16 protein-coding genes are annotated in these 16,832 nt (G+C 44.4%); 9 read left to right on the top strand and 7 right to left on the bottom strand.

Annotation, left to right across the window (positions count from 1 at the left end; genetic code table 11):
* Positions 1–71 precede the first annotated feature (71 nt).
* Complete coding sequence (locus EO130_RS05715; RefSeq protein WP_127140554.1) at positions 72–422, bottom strand: toxin-antitoxin system YwqK family antitoxin; 351 nt, start codon at positions 420–422, stop codon at positions 72–74.
* A gap of 364 nt (positions 423–786) precedes the next feature.
* Between EO130_RS05715 and aspS the strand changes: the two genes are divergently transcribed.
* The 4 genes from aspS to EO130_RS05695 all read left to right on the top strand — a co-directional run bounded on the left by aspS (position 787) and on the right by EO130_RS05695 (position 4,916).
* Positions 787–2,535: an aspartate--tRNA ligase gene (gene aspS, locus EO130_RS05710; RefSeq protein ID WP_127140553.1), complete on the top strand. Its 1,749-nt coding sequence runs from the start codon at positions 787–789 to the stop codon at positions 2,533–2,535.
* Between the two features lie 61 nt (positions 2,536–2,596).
* Positions 2,597–4,381, top strand: a complete 1,785-nt coding sequence (locus tag EO130_RS05705; protein ID WP_127140552.1) for a chloride channel protein — start codon at positions 2,597–2,599, stop codon at positions 4,379–4,381.
* Positions 4,378–4,638 (top strand): hypothetical protein, encoded by a 261-nt coding sequence (locus EO130_RS05700; protein WP_127140551.1) that lies wholly within the window; start codon positions 4,378–4,380, stop codon positions 4,636–4,638. Before EO130_RS05705 ends, EO130_RS05700 begins: the two co-directional genes overlap by 4 nt.
* A gap of 83 nt (positions 4,639–4,721) precedes the next feature.
* On the top strand, positions 4,722–4,916 hold the full coding sequence (locus tag EO130_RS05695; RefSeq protein ID WP_127140550.1) for a cold-shock protein: 195 nt from the start codon (positions 4,722–4,724) through the stop codon (positions 4,914–4,916).
* A gap of 53 nt (positions 4,917–4,969) precedes the next feature.
* On the opposite strand, the gene EO130_RS05690 is transcribed toward EO130_RS05695, so the two are convergent.
* Entirely contained in the window at positions 4,970–5,419 is a 450-nt protein-coding gene (locus tag EO130_RS05690) for a nucleoside deaminase (protein ID WP_127140549.1), read from the bottom strand.
* Positions 5,420–5,469: 50 nt separating this feature from the next.
* On the opposite strand from EO130_RS05690, the gene dxs reads away from it, so the two are divergent.
* The gene (gene dxs / locus EO130_RS05685; RefSeq protein WP_127140548.1) at positions 5,470–7,281 is read left to right on the top strand and encodes a 1-deoxy-D-xylulose-5-phosphate synthase; all 1,812 of its coding nucleotides are present in this window, start codon (positions 5,470–5,472) and stop codon (positions 7,279–7,281) included.
* Entirely contained in the window at positions 7,272–8,330 is a 1,059-nt protein-coding gene (locus EO130_RS05680) for a DUF3078 domain-containing protein (RefSeq protein ID WP_127140547.1), read from the top strand. The genes dxs and EO130_RS05680 overlap by 10 nt, the downstream gene beginning before the upstream one ends.
* On the opposite strand, the gene dgt is transcribed toward EO130_RS05680, so the two are convergent.
* Positions 8,327–9,685 carry a dGTP triphosphohydrolase gene (dgt, locus tag EO130_RS05675; RefSeq protein ID WP_127140546.1) on the bottom strand — a complete coding sequence of 453 codons (1,359 nt, stop codon included), beginning with the start codon at positions 9,683–9,685 and terminating at the stop codon, positions 8,327–8,329. The two genes, EO130_RS05680 and dgt, sit on opposite strands and share 4 nt — an antisense overlap.
* Positions 9,686–9,833: 148 nt before the next feature.
* Between dgt and EO130_RS05670 the strand changes: the two genes are divergently transcribed.
* Genes EO130_RS05670 through EO130_RS05660 form a run of 3 tightly spaced genes read left to right on the top strand, consistent with a single transcriptional unit; the run spans position 9,834 to position 13,967 of the window.
* On the top strand, positions 9,834–12,107 hold the full coding sequence (locus EO130_RS05670) for an inorganic phosphate transporter (protein ID WP_127140545.1): 2,274 nt from the start codon (positions 9,834–9,836) through the stop codon (positions 12,105–12,107).
* Positions 12,108–12,142: 35 nt separating this feature from the next.
* The gene (locus EO130_RS05665; protein ID WP_127140544.1) at positions 12,143–12,859 is read left to right on the top strand and encodes a DUF6503 family protein; all 717 of its coding nucleotides are present in this window, start codon (positions 12,143–12,145) and stop codon (positions 12,857–12,859) included.
* Positions 12,860–12,863: 4 nt separating this feature from the next.
* On the top strand, positions 12,864–13,967 hold the full coding sequence (locus EO130_RS05660) for a glycoside hydrolase family 130 protein (RefSeq protein ID WP_127140543.1): 1,104 nt from the start codon (positions 12,864–12,866) through the stop codon (positions 13,965–13,967).
* A gap of 2 nt (positions 13,968–13,969) precedes the next feature.
* On the opposite strand, the gene nadD is transcribed toward EO130_RS05660, so the two are convergent.
* The 4 genes from nadD to EO130_RS05640 all read right to left on the bottom strand — a co-directional run bounded on the left by nadD (position 13,970) and on the right by EO130_RS05640 (position 16,821).
* Positions 13,970–14,554 carry a nicotinate (nicotinamide) nucleotide adenylyltransferase gene (gene nadD, locus EO130_RS05655; RefSeq protein ID WP_127140542.1) on the bottom strand — a complete coding sequence of 195 codons (585 nt, stop codon included), beginning with the start codon at positions 14,552–14,554 and terminating at the stop codon, positions 13,970–13,972.
* Between the two features lie 3 nt (positions 14,555–14,557).
* The gene (gene gmk, locus EO130_RS05650; RefSeq protein WP_127140541.1) at positions 14,558–15,154 is read right to left on the bottom strand and encodes a guanylate kinase; all 597 of its coding nucleotides are present in this window, start codon (positions 15,152–15,154) and stop codon (positions 14,558–14,560) included.
* Positions 15,151–16,008 (bottom strand): YicC/YloC family endoribonuclease, encoded by an 858-nt coding sequence (locus tag EO130_RS05645; protein ID WP_127140540.1) that lies wholly within the window; start codon positions 16,006–16,008, stop codon positions 15,151–15,153. Before EO130_RS05645 ends, gmk begins: the two co-directional genes overlap by 4 nt.
* A gap of 84 nt (positions 16,009–16,092) precedes the next feature.
* Positions 16,093–16,821, bottom strand: a complete 729-nt coding sequence (locus EO130_RS05640) for a 3-keto-disaccharide hydrolase (RefSeq protein WP_241244308.1) — start codon at positions 16,819–16,821, stop codon at positions 16,093–16,095.
* Positions 16,822–16,832: the final 11 nt, after the last annotated feature.

Here is a 16,832-nt window from a genome sequence, read left to right as displayed (position 1 = left end):
CTTTTTAAGCAGGAATATAAAAAAGCCCCGACCATTTGGTCGGGGCTTTTTTCTTAAACACTGATTTTAACTTATTGGTTGACCGTGACGGCATCGCCTTGGTTCCAATTTTTTACTTGTGCAACGCGGTTGTCTGAGTAATCCACTTCGCTTAATTCATCGTTCTGCCAGAAAAACCATTTACCGGTCTTTACGCCATTGTCGTATTGGCCAGTGGCAATTTTTTTACCTTCAACATTGAACATTACCCAGTCACCGTGTAACTTTCCGTTTAACATATAACCAGTTTGGGCAATTTCGCCGTTGTCATGAAAATAAGTGGCTTTCACCATTTTTCCCATTTTCTCAAAGGTCGGTTCAGTATCTTGAGCAGATACCCCAACCACAAACATCACCGCCAAAAATAATACTGCTTTTTTCATATTGTATGGGATTTAATATTGTTGATACCTAATTGATAACGTAACAAAGATACTTAAATTTTACATTAATAACACATTTAAGTAACATTTAGTTTACATTAAGTTAACATTTAAATTTTATTTTATTGGCTATCAGTATTTTAAATTCATAATGGTTGTATCATTGAAACCCTTTTAACGGATTTTTTAACCATTAAACACCCATAAAAATCACCAAAATGTAATTTTAATGTTAATTTAAAGTTACGTAATTATTTGTTACCAACCTTGAATATCCACCTAAAAGCGTCCAAAACAGAAAAAAGGCATATCCCCTGAAAATTACACACATTCCTATTAAATTTGCGCTCTAATAACAAGCAGTATGTACAGAAGCAATACTTGTGGTGCCCTTAGGGCATCGGACATTGGAACAGAGGTGGTTTTAAGTGGATGGGTTCACAAGCTACGGGACAAAGGTTTTGTGGCCTGGGTGGACCTTCGTGATCGATATGGGATTACCCAATTGGTCTTTGACGAAGAGCGAACCTCCAAAGAGCTTCTGGAAAAGGCACGGGAATTGGGTCGTGAAACCGTTATACAAGCCAAGGGTGAGGTTATCGAGCGCGCTTCCAAGAATCCCAATATCCCTACCGGGGAAATTGAAGTCCTCGTCAAAGAGCTTACCATTCTCAACACCTCCTTGCTTCCCCCATTTACCATAGAGGACGAAACCGATGGCGGAGAGGATATCCGTATGAAATACCGTTATCTGGATATTCGCAGGAATCCGGTTAAAAACAAACTGATCTTTAGGCACAAAGTGACCATGGAGGTCAGGAAATACCTGTCCGACCAAGGCTTTATCGATATTGAAACACCTTATCTCATCAAATCCACCCCCGAAGGCGCGAGGGACTTTTTGGTGCCCAGCCGTATGAACGAGGGTCAGTTCTACGCTTTGCCCCAATCACCGCAGACCTTCAAACAGCTGTTGATGGTGGGTGGCATGGACAAGTATTTCCAAATTGTAAAATGCTTTAGGGACGAGGACCTCCGTGCCGATCGCCAGCCCGAGTTCACGCAAATCGATTGTGAAATGGCCTTTGTGGAACAGGAGGACATCCTCAACACTTTCGAAGGTTTGACCAAGCATCTGTTAAAGGAAATCAAAGGAGTGGAAATAGAAGATTTCCCCAGAATGACCTATGATGATGCGATGCGACTTTACGGAAACGATAAACCGGACATTCGTTTTGGAATGCAGTTTGGTGAACTCAATCCAGTAGCGCAACATAAAGATTTCAACGTATTCAATTCGGCCGAGCTTGTAGTAGGTATTGCCGTTCCGGGAGCCGCCTCCTACACAAGAAAGGAAATAGATGGCCTCATCGACTGGGTGAAACGCCCACAAGTGGGCGCCAAAGGAATGGTCTATGTAAAGTGCAATGAGGATGGCACCTACAAATCTTCCGTGGACAAGTTTTATGATCAGGATGATTTGGCCCAATGGGCCGAGGTGACGGGGGCAAAAGCCGGCGACCTTATTTGTGTACTTTCGGGCAATACCAATGAAACACGCACCCAACTAAGTGCGCTTCGTATGGAGTTGGCAACGCGTTTGGGCCTTAGAAAACCGGACGAATTCGCTCCCCTTTGGGTGGTTGACTTCCCATTATTGGAACTGGACGAAGAAACAGGAAAATACCATGCCATGCACCATCCGTTCACCTCGCCAAAGCCTGGTCAGTTGGAGTTGTTGGATACCCAGCCGGGAGACGTTAAGGCCAATGCCTACGATTTGGTACTGAACGGAAACGAAATAGGTGGTGGTTCCATCCGAATTTATGACAAGGAGACCCAAGCTACCATGTTCAAACATTTGGGCTTTACCCCGGAAGAAGCGAAAGCGCAGTTCGGATTCCTGATGGATGCTTTCCAGTACGGAGCACCACCACATGGCGGTATCGCCTTTGGCCTGGACCGTTTAGTGGCCATTTTGGGTGGACAAGAAACCATTAGGGACTACATTGCCTTCCCTAAAAACAACAGCGGACGCGATGTCATGATCGATGCTCCAGCCAACATCGACGAAGAGCAATTAAAGGAGCTCCATTTAAAATTGGACTTGTGATATATTAAAATCCCGCTCACTGCGGGATTTTTTAATACTTTTATTAGTAGTACATACCTCAATGCCCTACAGCAACAAAAAACTGTTTACCCGATTTCTTAAATGGCGATATAGAAATATCTCCAACAGGACCTTTATTCAGTTTATGAGCCTGATCGTGGGCTTCTTGGCAGGAGCCGTTGCGGTCACCTTAAAAAACACCACCTATTTTATCGAGTCCCTTCTAAAGAAGGGAATTGTGTTCTCAGAAAACCAGCTATACTTCATATTGCCTACCATTGGGCTTACCTTGGTGTACCTCTATGTCAAATTTGTGCACAAGGAACCCCTTCAGCATGCCGTGTCATCCATCATTTTTTCACTGTCCAAGAAACGGGGACTGCTTAGGATAAAGGACATTTACACCCCATTGATTACTGCTCCGCTTACCGTTGGCTTTGGTGGTTCTGTAGGTTTGCTTGGCCCTGCGGTCAAATCAGGTTCGGCGGTGAGTTCCAACTTGAGCAGGCTTTTTCATATTGATGCCAAAACACGGACCTTATTGGTGGCATGTGCCTCGGCCGGGGCCATAGCCTCCATTTTTCAATCGCCCATTGCTGCCATCATATTTGCCGTGGAGGTTTTTACATTGGATTTGACCATGATGTCCATGCTGCCCCTACTGCTTGCCTCGATTTCCGGTGTATTGACGTCCTACTTTTTTCTGGGCAACGAGGTCCTGTTCAGCTTTTCCCTTTCTGAAGGCTTCGAATTGAACGACACTCCCTTTTATATTCTGTTGGGGGTAGGTACCGGTTTTGCCTCCATCTATTTTACCAAAATGTACTTTTACATCCTATCCCTTTTCAAGAAATTGAAAAGTCCCAAATACAAACTTTTGGTGGGAGGGATTGCCATCGGGATTATGCTTTATGCCATTCCCCCACTCTATGGTGAAGGTTTTGGATTTATCAACAACCTCTTGGACGGAGACCATTTGAAGGCATTGGGAACAACCCCCTTCGATGCCCATACTGATAATATTTGGGTGGTCATAGCCCTGTTGTTTGGCATCACTATTTTTAAGGCCATCGCCATGACCACCACTATTGGAGCCGGTGGTGCAGGTGGGATATTTATTCCCACCATGGTCATGGGCAGTGCCCTGGGCAATGTAGTGGCCAAGCTCATCAATAATTTGGGACTGGGATTCTCGGTATCCGAAAGCAACTTCACCCTGATCGGTATGGCCGGACTCATTGCGGGGGTAATCCATGCGCCATTGACCGCCATATTCCTTATTGCAGAAATTACAGGAGGGTACCAGCTTTTTGTTCCCTTGATGATTACCTCGGCCATCTCCTATTTGATCACCAAAAATGCCCTCGACTACACCATTTACACCAAAGAACTCGCCAAAATCGGTGCTTTATTGTCGCATAACAAGGACCAAATGGTACTTGGGCTGATGGAAATGGATGACGTGATCGAAAAAAATTTTAAACCCGTCCACCCCAAAATGTCCTTGGGAGAAATGCTGCACCAATCGGTTTCCAAGTCCAAAAGAAACCTGTTCCCCGTGCTGGACGACGATAAAAAGCTCATCGGCATCATCGTATTGGACGATATTCGGCCCATGATGTTCGACACGGAGCTATACGATACCGTCTTTGTTAAAAATTTGATGCATGCCCCGCCAGAGGTTATCTTTTACGAAACGGACAACATGAAAGAGGTGATGAAAAAATTTCAGGACAGCGGTGCTTGGAATTTACCCGTCATCAAAAAAGGAAAGTATGAAGGCTTCATCTCAAAATCCAAAATGTTAACGGCCTATCGCAGAAAACTCATCAATTATTCCCAATGAAAATCAAACTGAAACATATCATCTTTATCATCATGTTGGCATCCTTGGGTGCCATAGGTTATGGTCTTACCCTAGAAGAAAAGGATCCCCAAGCCCCCAAGTATATTGGAGGGGGAACGGTTGGACTTTTTTTGGTGGCCATGCCGCTTTTTCTTTGGAAGGAAAGTAGGTTTAAAAACATGAAAGATTACATGCTTACCAAGGAAAATATTATAAAAATGCAAGAAAAAGAGCGTAAAAACACTGAAAATCAATAATTTTCACAAGATTTAAACTTCATTTCACCCAATCAGTCGGAAAAAAAACTACTTTCGTATTTTAACATTTTATTTATTTTTTAATGACTGGTACAGTAAAATTTTTCAATGATTCCAAAGGTTATGGATTCATTACAAACGACGACACAGGAAAAGACATCTTTGTTCATGTTACAGCACTGAACGGGGTGGAATTGAACGAAGGCGACAAAGTAGAATACACAGAAGAAGAAGGAAGAAAAGGAGTGGTTGCTGCAAAAGTGCAGGTAATCGGATAATAATATTTTATTTTGAGTGATCTAAAACCCTGGCAATGCCGGGGTTTTTTATTTTAGTTCAGGTTCCTTCGCTGAATAAAGAATCTTTTAAGAAGTTCAGAGGCTTCCTTCTCCATCACCCCACCTACTACTTCGGTCTTAGGATGTAGATGTCCGCCCATCACGTTGAAGCCCCGTTCCAGATCTGATGCTCCATATACCACCTTGGATATTTGGCTCCAGTATAAGGCCCCTGCGCACATTTGGCATGGTTCGAGGGTAACATAAAGTGTGCAGCCCTGAAGGTATTTTCCGCCCAAAAAATTGGACGCCGCAGTAATGGCCTGCATTTCCGCATGTGCCGTTACGTCTTTTAGGCGTTCCGTAAGATTATGTGCCCTGCCTATAATTCTATTGTTCACTACGATTACCGCACCAACCGGTACTTCCCCTCGCTCAAAGGCCATTTCCGCCTCCTGTAGGGCCCTCTTCATAAAATAGTTGTCGTCAAACGGGTTTTCCACAATTTTTTACATCAATTTCATCAGATTGCTAAGCTACACATAAAATAATTTTGGCGAGAATCGATACTTTTGTTTTTTATTCGTTGGAAAGGCTACTATCACATATCGATTCCCCTGAAGACCTCAAAAAATTGACCTTGGACGAGTTACCCCAACTTGCCAAAGAATTGAGGGAGTTCATTATTGACATTGTCTCGACCAAGGAAGGGCATTTGGGGGCCAGCTTAGGGGTGGTTGAGCTCACCATTGCCCTGCATTACGTATTCAACACCCCATATGATAAACTTATTTGGGATGTGGGCCACCAAGCCTACGGCCACAAAATTTTGACGGGCCGAAAGGAAATTTTTGATACCAACCGTCAATTGGGCGGTATTAGCGGTTTCCCTAAACGTAGCGAAAGTGAATATGATGATTTTGGAACCGGGCACAGTTCCACTGCCATCTCGGCCATTTTGGGAATGGCCATGGCCTCTAAGCTAAAGGGCGGCCTATCCAAACAACATATTGCCGTAGTGGGCGATGCCTCCATTGCCAGTGGCATGGCCTTCGAGGGACTCAACCATCTCGGGGTAACGGATGTAAATGCCTTGATCATACTCAATGACAATGCCATTGGAATTGACCCAAGTGTGGGTGCCCTTAAAAAATACCTTACCAACGTCAAAGCAGGTACGGCAAAGGACGAGAATATTTTTGAGTGCCTCAACCTTAACTATTCCGGGCCCATTGATGGGCATGACCTAAAAAAACTGGTCGACGAGCTGAAGCGATTGAAACAGCTGGATGGACCCAAATTACTGCACATCATTACCACCAAAGGAAAAGGATTGAAACGGGCCGAAGAGGATCAAGTGGTATACCATGCACCAGGAAAATTTGACAAGATCACCGGGGAACGGTTGCCAAAGTCAGGAGAAGAAGAACCTCCTAAGTACCAGGACGTTTTTGGGCATACCCTAGTGGAACTTGCCGAAAACAACCCAAATATTGTGGGGATTACCCCAGCCATGCCCAGCGGTAGCTCCCTAAAATTTATGATGGACAAAATGCCCCACCGTGCCTTTGACGTTGGCATAGCCGAGCAGCACGCAGTCACCTTGGCTGCGGGTATGGCGACGCAGGGACTGGTGCCGTTTTGCAATATTTACTCTACCTTTTTGCAAAGGGCCTACGATCAGGTTATTCACGACGTAGCACTACAAAAGCTCCCCGTAATTTTCTGCCTGGACCGAGCAGGGCTTGTAGGCCAGGACGGGCCTACTCATCACGGGGTTTTTGACATGGCTTTTTTGCGATGCATCCCCAACCTCATGCTGTTCGCTCCCATGAATGAAATGGAGCTCCGCAACATCATGTACACCGCGCAATTGGGTCTCGACCTTCCCATCGCCATCCGATACCCAAGGGGACGGGGCGCAAACTTGGATTGGAAAAACAAGTTCGAAAAAATTGAAATCGGTACTGCGCGATGTCTTAAAAAAGGAAGCAAGCTAGCTATCCTAACTGTTGGACATGTGGGCAATACCGTTACCGAAATCATATCAAAACTGGATGAACCTGAAGAAGTAGGACATTACGATATGCGTTTTGTAAAGCCATTGGACAAAGAGACACTGCAAACCATTTTTAGCACATACGATCAAATTATTACGGTGGAAGACGGGACTATAATGGGTGGCTTTGGCTCGTCCGTTTTGGAATTTGCGAATGAAGTGGGTGTATCCATCCCAGTTTCCATTTTTGGAATTCCCGATGATTTTATCGAACATGGGGAAATGACAGAGACCCATCAACTTGCCGGTATAGATTTTGACACCTTATTTTCACACATACAATCAACCTTAAACCAATGCGATTAACTTGCTTTTTAATTCTTTTCCTTACGGTTTTCCTATCTGCCAACGCACAGGTAACCCGCATAAAAGCTTTTGAGATTGACAGTACGGATTCCGGTTTTCAAATTGTTCGCATCAAAGATGTCAAACTAAAATACCTCACCCGAAGCGCCAAGCTTACCGACCCAAGGACCGTACTGAACAGGGTAAAACCGTTAAAGGTATGGTACAACCGATTCAAACCTACCTCCTTTTGGAAAAAGGTGAACAAATTTGGGCTTAACATCAGCGAAGTGGCTTTTGTAAACTGGAACGCGGGGGGAGACAATTCGGTGACGGCCTTGGCAAGTGCGGATTTTGCCCGAAATTACAAGTTCAGGTATTTGAGTTGGAACAGTGAAGCACAATTTCGTTATGGCATAAACGCACAGGAAGGGAGAAAGTTGCGAAAAACGGACGACCAGATCCGAATGGCCTCTACCTTAAGTTTTAGAAAGGACACCATCACCAACTGGTACTATTCGGTCAGGGCCAATATAAGGACCCAATTCTCCAACGGTTACAAGTATCCCGACCGCGACAATCCCATTTCAAGGTTTATGGCCCCAGGTTATCTATTCGTGGGTATGGGTTCCTCCTACCTGCCACCTAAAGATCAATTCACGCTCTACATTTCACCAGCCACCATGAAATCAACCTTTGTTTTGGACGAAACGCTTTCCGAGCAGGGCGCTTTTGGTGTAGAAAAGGGTAAAAACCTCTTCTTGGAACTTGGTTTTTTGATTACCAATACTTGGGAAACCGAGGTAGGCCAAAATGTGCTGATGAGCCATCGGCTGAATCTCTACACCGATTACATTAGGAGTTTTGGCAACATCGATGTGGATTGGGAATTGAATTTTAACCTAAAGGTCAACGAGTACCTCAACGCAAATATTGGCACCCATATCATCTTTGATGACGACATCAAATTTAATGAGGAAATTGCGGAGGACGGGACCATCATAGACCCTGGGATAGCCCGAATACAGTTTAAACAGCTTCTCGGGGTGGGGTTGCTCTATTCCTTTTAAACCTTGCGCCCGGTCAATTTATCGTGGATGTGCACGGCTGCACTGTCCGACAGACTGGCCACGAAACAACTGGTGTCCAATAAGATGTTATAAATGGAAGTCGAGGTGTTCCTGTAGTTTTCCGGTAGACTTTTAATGAGCAATCGGTCATAATTGGTATCCAGACCTTTCTTTATATTGATCAATGCGGTAGTGTACATGTCCAATAAATCAGAAATGATTCGGTAACCCGCCAATTCCTTATCGATAACTTCTGTGGATTGATAAATTTTCTCCACGCTCAACTTGATGATATCGTCCACCTGTGCAGTATACTTTCCCTTGTCCAGTAAAGAAGTGTCAAACTCCCCCTTAAGGATTTTTTCTTCCTGCTGTACAAAAACATCAACGGCATCCCCGATCAGTGTGCTAATGGCCAAGGCCCTCAAATAGCTGAGTCGGTCACTGGACGTTGTCATGGCATTGTACTTTTTGGTATTGATATTATCCTTCACCAAATTGATTAGGTATTCCAAAGCATACTCCTCGGGTATCAATCCAAGGTTGATGCCATCCTCAAAATCGATAATGGTGTAGCAGATATCGTCCGCAGCTTCTACCAAATAGGTGAGCGGATGCCTTAAAAATCCCGTTTCGGGATGCGAAGGATTGGGCAAAAGGCCAAGTTCTTCCACAAGTTCATTGAAAAAAGCTTTCTCGGATTGAAAGAAACCAAATTTTTTATCGGCAATGTTCTTGGAAGGCTTTTTGGGCAAAGACCCTTTAGGGTATTTGATAAAAGCGCCCAAGGTACTGTAACTCAGTCGCAGACCACCCGGAACACCTTCCCGTGACTCGGTGAGCAGTTTGAATCCGTTGGCATTCCCTTCAAAATCGATAAGGTCTTGATATTCCTCCGGGGTGAGTATATCCTCGTAAAATTTTCCTGGTCCTTGTTTAAAATAATTCCCAATGGCCTTCTCGCCACTGTGCCCAAAAGGAGGGTTGCCAATATCGTGGGCCAGTGCAGCAGCGGCTACAATGGCTCCAAAATCGTTGAAATGGTGCCCGTGCACTTCGGCCAAAAATGGATATTTGTTCAATACTTTTTGCCCAGCGATGCGACCAAGGCTACGGCCCACTACGGAGACCTCCAAACTGTGCGTTAAGCGGGTATGGACGAAGTTCTTTTGGGAACCCACGGCGATGGGCATGGGAAACACCTGTGTTTTGTCCTGTAAACTTCTAAAGGCAGATGAAAAAATAATACGGTCGTAATCCACTTCAAACCCGAGGCGGGTCTCGTTCTGTTCCTTTCGAAGGCGTTTTCCTGTATCCCCGTGTCGCTTTAAAGAGAGTAGTTGCTCCCAATTCATTGATCAGTAATTTGCAACGAAGATATGGCAAAACCAGAACCTATGTCCAACACAAGAAAAATATTGATGCTTTTAGCGCCGTATTTGGTAACATTTTGTTAACCTTATTGCGGATTTATAATGGCATTTTTGTCATATTTCTGAAAGAATGGGTGAGAATATCTACATTTTTATGGTTATTGCCTTGGGCATCTTGGCTATTACCGATTTGGTTGTAGGAGTGAGCAACGATGCGGTCAATTTTTTGAACTCTGCCATCGGGTCAAAAGCAATTTCCTTTAGGACCATTATGGTTGTCGCTAGTATTGGTATTGCTTTTGGTGCCATATCGTCCAGCGGGATGATGGAGGTAGCCAGAAAGGGAATTTTTAATCCCGGTGAGTTCGTTTTCGAGGAAATCATGTTCATTTTTATGGCCGTGATGATTACAGATATTTTATTGTTGGATTTTTTCAATACCTTGGGAATGCCTACCTCCACTACGGTTTCCATCGTATTTGAATTACTGGGTGCATCTGTGGCCATATCCCTGATCAAAATTGCCGATACACAGGGTGGGGTTTCAGATTTGGTCACTTACATTAATACGGACAAAGCTGCCGAAATTATATTTGGGATTCTCCTTTCGGTTTTCATCGCCTTTTCTATTGGAGCTCTGGTGCAGTTTATTTCAAGGGCATTGATTTCCTTCAACTTCAAAAAGAAGTCGAAATGGGTAGAATCCATTTTTGGTGGTTTGGCTATTACCGCCATCGTTTATTTTATCTTGGTAAAGGGATTAAAAAGTGCTGCCCTTTTTGATGGCGCCCTTTCAGAGTTTGTCGCCACCCAACCTCAGACCTTTTTGGTAGGTAATTTTGTGTTCTGGACCTTGATTTCTTTCGTTACCGCCAGTCTGTTCAAGTGGAATATTTATCGCATCGTAATCGCGTTCGGTACGTTTGCATTGGCAATGGCCTTTGCGGGGAACGATTTGGTTAACTTTATCGGGGTCCCTATTGCGGCCTTACAATCATATCAAGATTGGCAAGCTTCCGAAATTGACCCAACGCAGTTCAATATGAAGGGGTTGGCTGCCGCAGTTCAGACCCCCACCATGCTCTTGCTGCTATCTGGAGCTGTGATGATTATAACTCTATGGTTTTCATCCAAGGCTAAAGGGGTTGTTAAAACCAGTGTGGATTTAGCCAGACAGGATGAGGGAGACGAACGTTTCCAACCCAACTATCTTTCACGGCAAATTGTAAAGTTTAGTGTTGTTGCCTTTGAAAATGTTTCAAAAGTAGTTCCCAATTCGATTCAATCTAGAATTGACAAGCAGTTTGTGCTTCCCAAAACATATGTGCCCAAAAGCAAGACTCAGGAACAACCGGCTTTTGACATGGTAAGGGCATCCGTAAATCTTATGGTTGCCAGTGTGCTTATTTCCATTGCCACTTCCATGAAACTGCCATTGTCCACAACTTATGTCACCTTTATGGTGGCCATGGGTACTTCTTTGGCGGATAGGGCCTGGGGAGCGGAAAGCGCTGTTTACCGAGTTGCGGGAGTACTCAACGTCATCGGCGGATGGTTCTTTACCGCGTTGAGCGCCTTTGTTGCAGCAGCCATAATAGCCTACCTTCTTTTCGTTGGCAAATTTGTATCCTTAGTCTTGATGCTCATCGCCGCGGCTGCAATTTTGTTGCGCAATTATATCTCCCACAACAAAAAGACAAAGGAAATTAAGGCCGAAGACAGCCTACGAAGAGCAGAAAGCAGTTCCATACAGGGAGTTATCGAAGAGACAGCAGCCAATATTGCCAATGTGGTAAAACGAAGCAATCGAATTTACTCCAACTGTATCCAAGGGCTATCCAAACATGACCTTGACTTTTTGAAGAAAAACAAAAAGCAAAGTAAAAAGTTGGCTAATGAAATTGAGGGTTTACGGAATGATACATTCTATTTTATCAAAAACCTGGACGAGGCCCATGTGGGAGCCAGTAACTTCTACATCAATATTATGGGGCACCTTACCGACATGTCCCAATCCTTGGAATATATTGGAAAGGTGAGCTATAACCACGTGAACAATAACCATAAAAAGCTCAAGTACAATCAGATCAAAGAGCTTAAGGAAATAGATGCGTCATTGGAAAAAGCATTTAACAACACTCAAAAGGCTTTCGAAGACCGCTCCTTTGAACAGATAGGTACCGTTTTAAAGTCCAAAGAGAAACTCTATGATTTGGTTTCACAGAAAATCAATCAGCAGGTTTCTCGAACAAGAACAGAGGAATCCAGTCCCAAAAACACTACCCTTTATTTCTCACTTTTATTAGAGAGTAAAGATTTGATTACTGCCATGATGAATCTTTTAGAGCAGTACTACGCGGAACATGACAGTTCCGTTTCCCCTGCCACCATCGAGAAGAAATAAAAAGCGGTATCTTTCATCCACATAATTTAGTTGTGATGAAAAAATACTGTTTTGTACTGGTTGTGGTAGGCCTGTTATGGGTTGAATCCGGATACTCCCAATCCACATCTGCCGAAGAGGTTCTGGAAAAGGCTATTGCCTTTCACGACCCAAATGGCAATTGGAAGCAATTGGAGGCTACCTTTAAAGTTGTCATGGAGACCCCAGATCGCCCAAAACGAACCAGTACCATTCATGTCGATTTTCCGAAGCAGCTATTTAGGTTAACCGTGGAGCAAGGGGAAAACACCTCTTTTTTTAACATTACCCCTAATTCATGCGTCATCACCTTAAACGATAGCGAAGATTTTTCGGAAGAGGATAAGGATAAGATGAGATTGACCTGCGAGCGAGGCAATTTTATGAAAGACTACTACACGTATCTGTACGGTTTGCCCATGAAGTTGAACGACCCCGGCACCCACCTCGACCCAAATATCCAAACTAAGACTTTTAAAGGTAAGGAGTATGTTGTTGTAAAAGCCACCTACGATGCCAAAGTGGGCAAGGATACTTGGTACTTTTATTTTGATCCCGTCACCTACGCCATGGAAGTATATCAATTTTACCATGATGAGCGTAAAAACGATGGGGAATACATCTTGTTGGATGGCTTGGAAAACATTGGAGGTATAAAAATGCCGAAAACCAGAGCTTGGTACACGAATAAGGAGGATAAGTATTTAGGGACGGATACCCTCTTCAAATTGTAAATCGATGAAAAAGACGTTAGTAGTTGCCATAGTTGGTTTTTGCAGTATTGGTCTATTTGGCCAAACTGAAGAGGGGGATTGGATGCTCGGTCCCTTTTATCGCGCTGAAAACGCACAACCTATTTTGCAAAAGGACAGTACGTCCACTTTTATAGATCCCATTTCACAAGAAACCGCACGTTGGGAATCCATGGCCACCTTTAACCCGGCCGCCATTGTAAAAGGAGATTCCATTTATGTACTGTACAGGGCCGAGGAAAAACTCGGGGAAAAGGAAATAGGTGGTCACCGTTCCCGAATCGGTATGGCGGCATCTGCCAACGGATTTGCTTTTACCAAAAGGCCCAGACCGGTTTTTTACCCCAGTCAGGATAATCAAAAGATACATGAATGGCCCGGCGGAGTGGAAGATCCTAGAATCGTGGAAACGGAAGAAGGGCTTTATGTGCTCACCTACACCCAATGGAACCGGAAAGTGCCCAAACTGGCCGTGGCTACTTCTAGGGACCTGGTGAACTGGCAGAAACATGGGCCTGTTTTTCAACATTATAGGGACGGAATGTATCACAATGCCGAGACCAAATCCGGAGCTATTGTTACCCAAATCAAGGATGGGAGATTGGTAGCTGCCAAAATCAACGGCAAATATTGGATGTACTATGGAGTGCCCCACGTATGGCTGGCCTCCTCCAACAATTTAATCGAATGGGAACCTGTGGAAAACTACGAAGGAAAATTGGCGCCTGTTTTAAGTCCAAGACCAGGCTATTTTGATTCGTGGCTGGTAGAGGCCGGACCACCCCCCTTGCTAACGGACAAAGGCATTGTAGTGCTGTACAATGCTGGCAATTCACAAAATATTGGAGTGAAAGCATTGGGTAACCGCGTATACACCGGAGGACAAGCACTGTTCGATTCGAACGAGCCATGGAAATTGATAGATAGAGTCAAAGAGCCCTTCATCCAACCTGAATTACCCTTCGAAAAATCGGGACAGTACAAGGATGGAACGACCTTTTTGGAGGGGTTGGTCCTTTTTAAAGAAACTTGGTATCTATATTACGGCACTGCCGATAGTATGGTAGGGGTGGTAACAGCGAAGGAGTAGGTCTATCGATAAAAATTCATCTCATCCATATAGGTCCAAACCGCTTCCGGTAGCAGGGGACGGATGTTTTTTCCAGCTTTGTGCGCCTTGCGAATGAAGGTCGAAGAAATTTCCATGATGGGGGCATCCACTTTTATAATCTTCGGATGGCCCTCAAACTGATGTTCTATTTTTCCTTCGGAAATTCGCGGATACACATGAATGGAATAATGCTCTAAAATAACCTCGTAGTTCTTCCACTTGTGGAAACCTTTCAGGTTATCTTCCCCCATGATAAGTGAAAAACGATGGTCCTTTCCATAGGTATCATCCAAATGGGCCAAGGTGTTCGTGGTATAGTTGGGCTGTGGAAGGTCGAACTCAATTTTACTCGGTCTCAGCTTGGGATAATCCTGCACCGCTTCGTACACCATTTGATATCGATGGTTGTTGTCCAAAAGTGATTGCTTCACCTTAAATGGACTTTGTGGCGTGATGACGAACCAAACCTCATCCAGATCGGAAAACTCCACCAAATGGTTCGCAATCACCAAATGGCCTATGTGTATGGGGTTAAATGTCCCGAAAAAAAGGCCTACCTGTTTCATGGCTTAGCTATCTTTTGAAGGAATCTCGACCCCTAAAAAATCGGCGACCAATTTATGGGCCTCATCCAAAGCGACATTCAGGTCATAGTTCTTGATGATCTTATCGAATTGGGGGGCCGTTGCCAGCTCTACGGAAGCTTTGGCTATCCTCATATTGATTTTATCGTCGCTTTCGGTACTTCTTTTTTTCAGCCTGATTTTTAGTTCATCAACGCTGGGTGGTTTTACAAATACGGCCAAGGTTTTATCCGGAAACTTCTTTTTGATTCGCAATCCCCCAGAAACATCAATATCGAAGATGACATTTTTGCCTTCTGCCCAAAGACGTTCCACCTCGCTTTTTAGCGTGCCATAAAAATTGTCGCGGTACACTTCTTCCCACTCCAAAAAGTCACCGTCCTTAATATGTCGTTTAAATTGGGAAACAGACATGAAATAATAGTTGACCCCATTTTTTTCCTTTCCTCTACGCGGACGTGAGGTGGCCGATATGGAAAAGGCCAGGTTCAGTTCGGGCTGGTCCAGCAAATGCTTCACTATCGTGGTTTTGCCACTGCCCGAAGGTGCCGAGAAAATAATAAGTTTACCGCCTTCTGTCATAGCACATTGAGCATTTGTTCCTTTATTTTTTCCAATTCATCCTTCATCTGTACCACCAATTGTTGCATTGGGGCGTAATTGGCCTTAGAGCCAATGGTGTTGATCTCCCTTCCGATTTCCTGAGAAATGAATCCCAACTTTTTTCCGTTGGAATCATCGGAATTTAAAGTGGTTTCAAAATATTTGAGGTGATTGGCCAAACGGACTTTCTCCTCGGTAATGTCGTACTTCTCCAGGTAATAGATCAGTTCTTGCTCAAATCGATTGGCATCCAACTCCACCTTTAGGTCGGCTACCGCCTTTTCCAAGCGTTCGCGTACCGTTCCCAAGCGTTCAGGGTCCATCGCTTTAACCGCCTCCAAAAGTTCGTTCAACGTATGGAGCCTTTCCACGAAATCCTGTTCCAACACTTTGCCTTCTTCATTTCTAAACTCGACAATATTGGAAAGTGCTTCGTTCATGGCTTCAAGGATTGCCTTGTATTCCTCTTCGTCGATAGCATCCTTTTCGGTCTTGAGGGTGTCTGGCATTCGCAAGGCCATTTCCAAGAGTTTGATGTCGTCTCCTTTTGCGATTTTAGAAAGCTGGTCCATGTAATTTTTGACCACCCCTTGGTTTACTTCGGCCGTAGTCTCTTCCCCTGTGATTTCAACATACAGATTAAAGTCGACCTTGCCCCTAACCAATACAGCTGCGATCATTTTACGTAACTCTAGCTCTTTTTCCCTGTAAAACTGGGGCAATCTGGCATTGATATCCAAATTCTTGCTATTCAGCGATTTGAGCTCTATGGTTATTTTTTTGGAAGGAAGCTGTAAAACGTGCTTCCCGTAGCCTGTCATGGACTGGATCATATATGTCTGTAAATTTTGCCAAAGGTAACCAAAATAGGTTTTGGCCCCTTATCGATTCTAACCGTCTAAAATGGACTAAGGGAGTTAATCCAACTCCCTTACCCAAATATTTCTGTAGCTTACCCTACTATTGTCTCCGTGGTCCTGCAAACGCAGTGGACCTTTGCCGTGCGGTGGGTTTTTGGGCCACCCAATGTAGGGTGTGGTGCCCTTGATCTCCACATGGTCCTGTATCAATACTCCGTTATGGATTACGGTAAGGGTTCCGGATTTTACCTTTTGTCCTTTTTCAAATTCGGGTGCGTGGTAGATGATGTCATAAGTGTTCCACTCGCCTGAAGGCACGGAGGCCATGGCCAAGGGTACGTGCTGTTTGTAAATGGACCCAACTTGCCCATTTACATAGGTGTCGTTATTGTTATTGTCCAATACCTGCACCTCATAAAGGTTGTTCAAAAACACGCCGCTATTGCCTCTGTTTTGGCCGTCACGTTGTACTTCGGCAGGGGATTTCCACTCGATATGCAGCTGAACGCTTCCAAAGTTTTGTTTAGTCTGAATGTCACCTGTACGGTCCTTCACCGTCATGCTTCCATCATCGTTCAATATCCATTTGGCCGCCGTGCTGTCCACGGAACTGATCCATTTGTCCAAGGAAGTACCATCAAATAGCACAATGGCATCGCTTGGCGGTGCGCCATCTTCCCCTGGGGTAACCTTGGGAGGAACAGGTTCGTAAATCTCCGTTTCCTCTGGTGTGGTGGGTTCCTTTTCTTGCGCTGTGGCCCATCCGAAAGTGAGCACAGCGAACATTAGTAAAAGAT

This window comes from Flagellimonas marinaquae, assembly GCF_003992675.1.
Lineage (GTDB): Bacteria > Bacteroidota > Bacteroidia > Flavobacteriales > Flavobacteriaceae > Flagellimonas > Flagellimonas marinaquae.
Note: the sequence above shows the minus strand (reverse complement) of the source record. Positions and strands in the feature narration are given on the sequence as shown.

What these genes read in the sequence shown, in the direction of transcription:
- EO130_RS05695 (WP_127140550.1), top strand. Translation starts at nt 4,722, where the DNA reads ATGACTGGTACAGTAAAATTTTTCAATGATTCCAAAGGTTATGGATTC.
- EO130_RS05670 (WP_127140545.1), top strand. Translation starts at nt 9,834, where the DNA reads ATGGGTGAGAATATCTACATTTTTATGGTTATTGCCTTGGGCATCTTG.
- gmk (WP_127140541.1), bottom strand. Translation starts at nt 15,154, where the DNA reads ATGACAGAAGGCGGTAAACTTATTATTTTCTCGGCACCTTCGGGCAGT.
- EO130_RS05700 (WP_127140551.1), top strand. Translation starts at nt 4,378, where the DNA reads ATGAAAATCAAACTGAAACATATCATCTTTATCATCATGTTGGCATCC.
- dgt (WP_127140546.1), bottom strand. Translation starts at nt 9,685, where the DNA reads ATGAATTGGGAGCAACTACTCTCTTTAAAGCGACACGGGGATACAGGA.
- aspS (WP_127140553.1), top strand. Translation starts at nt 787, where the DNA reads ATGTACAGAAGCAATACTTGTGGTGCCCTTAGGGCATCGGACATTGGA.
- EO130_RS05715 (WP_127140554.1), bottom strand. Translation starts at nt 422, where the DNA reads ATGAAAAAAGCAGTATTATTTTTGGCGGTGATGTTTGTGGTTGGGGTA.
- EO130_RS05640 (WP_241244308.1), bottom strand. Translation starts at nt 16,821, where the DNA reads ATGTTCGCTGTGCTCACTTTCGGATGGGCCACAGCGCAAGAAAAGGAA.
- EO130_RS05660 (WP_127140543.1), top strand. Translation starts at nt 12,864, where the DNA reads ATGAAAAAGACGTTAGTAGTTGCCATAGTTGGTTTTTGCAGTATTGGT.
- EO130_RS05665 (WP_127140544.1), top strand. Translation starts at nt 12,143, where the DNA reads ATGAAAAAATACTGTTTTGTACTGGTTGTGGTAGGCCTGTTATGGGTT.
- EO130_RS05680 (WP_127140547.1), top strand. Translation starts at nt 7,272, where the DNA reads ATGCGATTAACTTGCTTTTTAATTCTTTTCCTTACGGTTTTCCTATCT.
- EO130_RS05645 (WP_127140540.1), bottom strand. Translation starts at nt 16,008, where the DNA reads ATGATCCAGTCCATGACAGGCTACGGGAAGCACGTTTTACAGCTTCCT.
- nadD (WP_127140542.1), bottom strand. Translation starts at nt 14,554, where the DNA reads ATGAAACAGGTAGGCCTTTTTTTCGGGACATTTAACCCCATACACATA.
- EO130_RS05705 (WP_127140552.1), top strand. Translation starts at nt 2,597, where the DNA reads ATGCCCTACAGCAACAAAAAACTGTTTACCCGATTTCTTAAATGGCGA.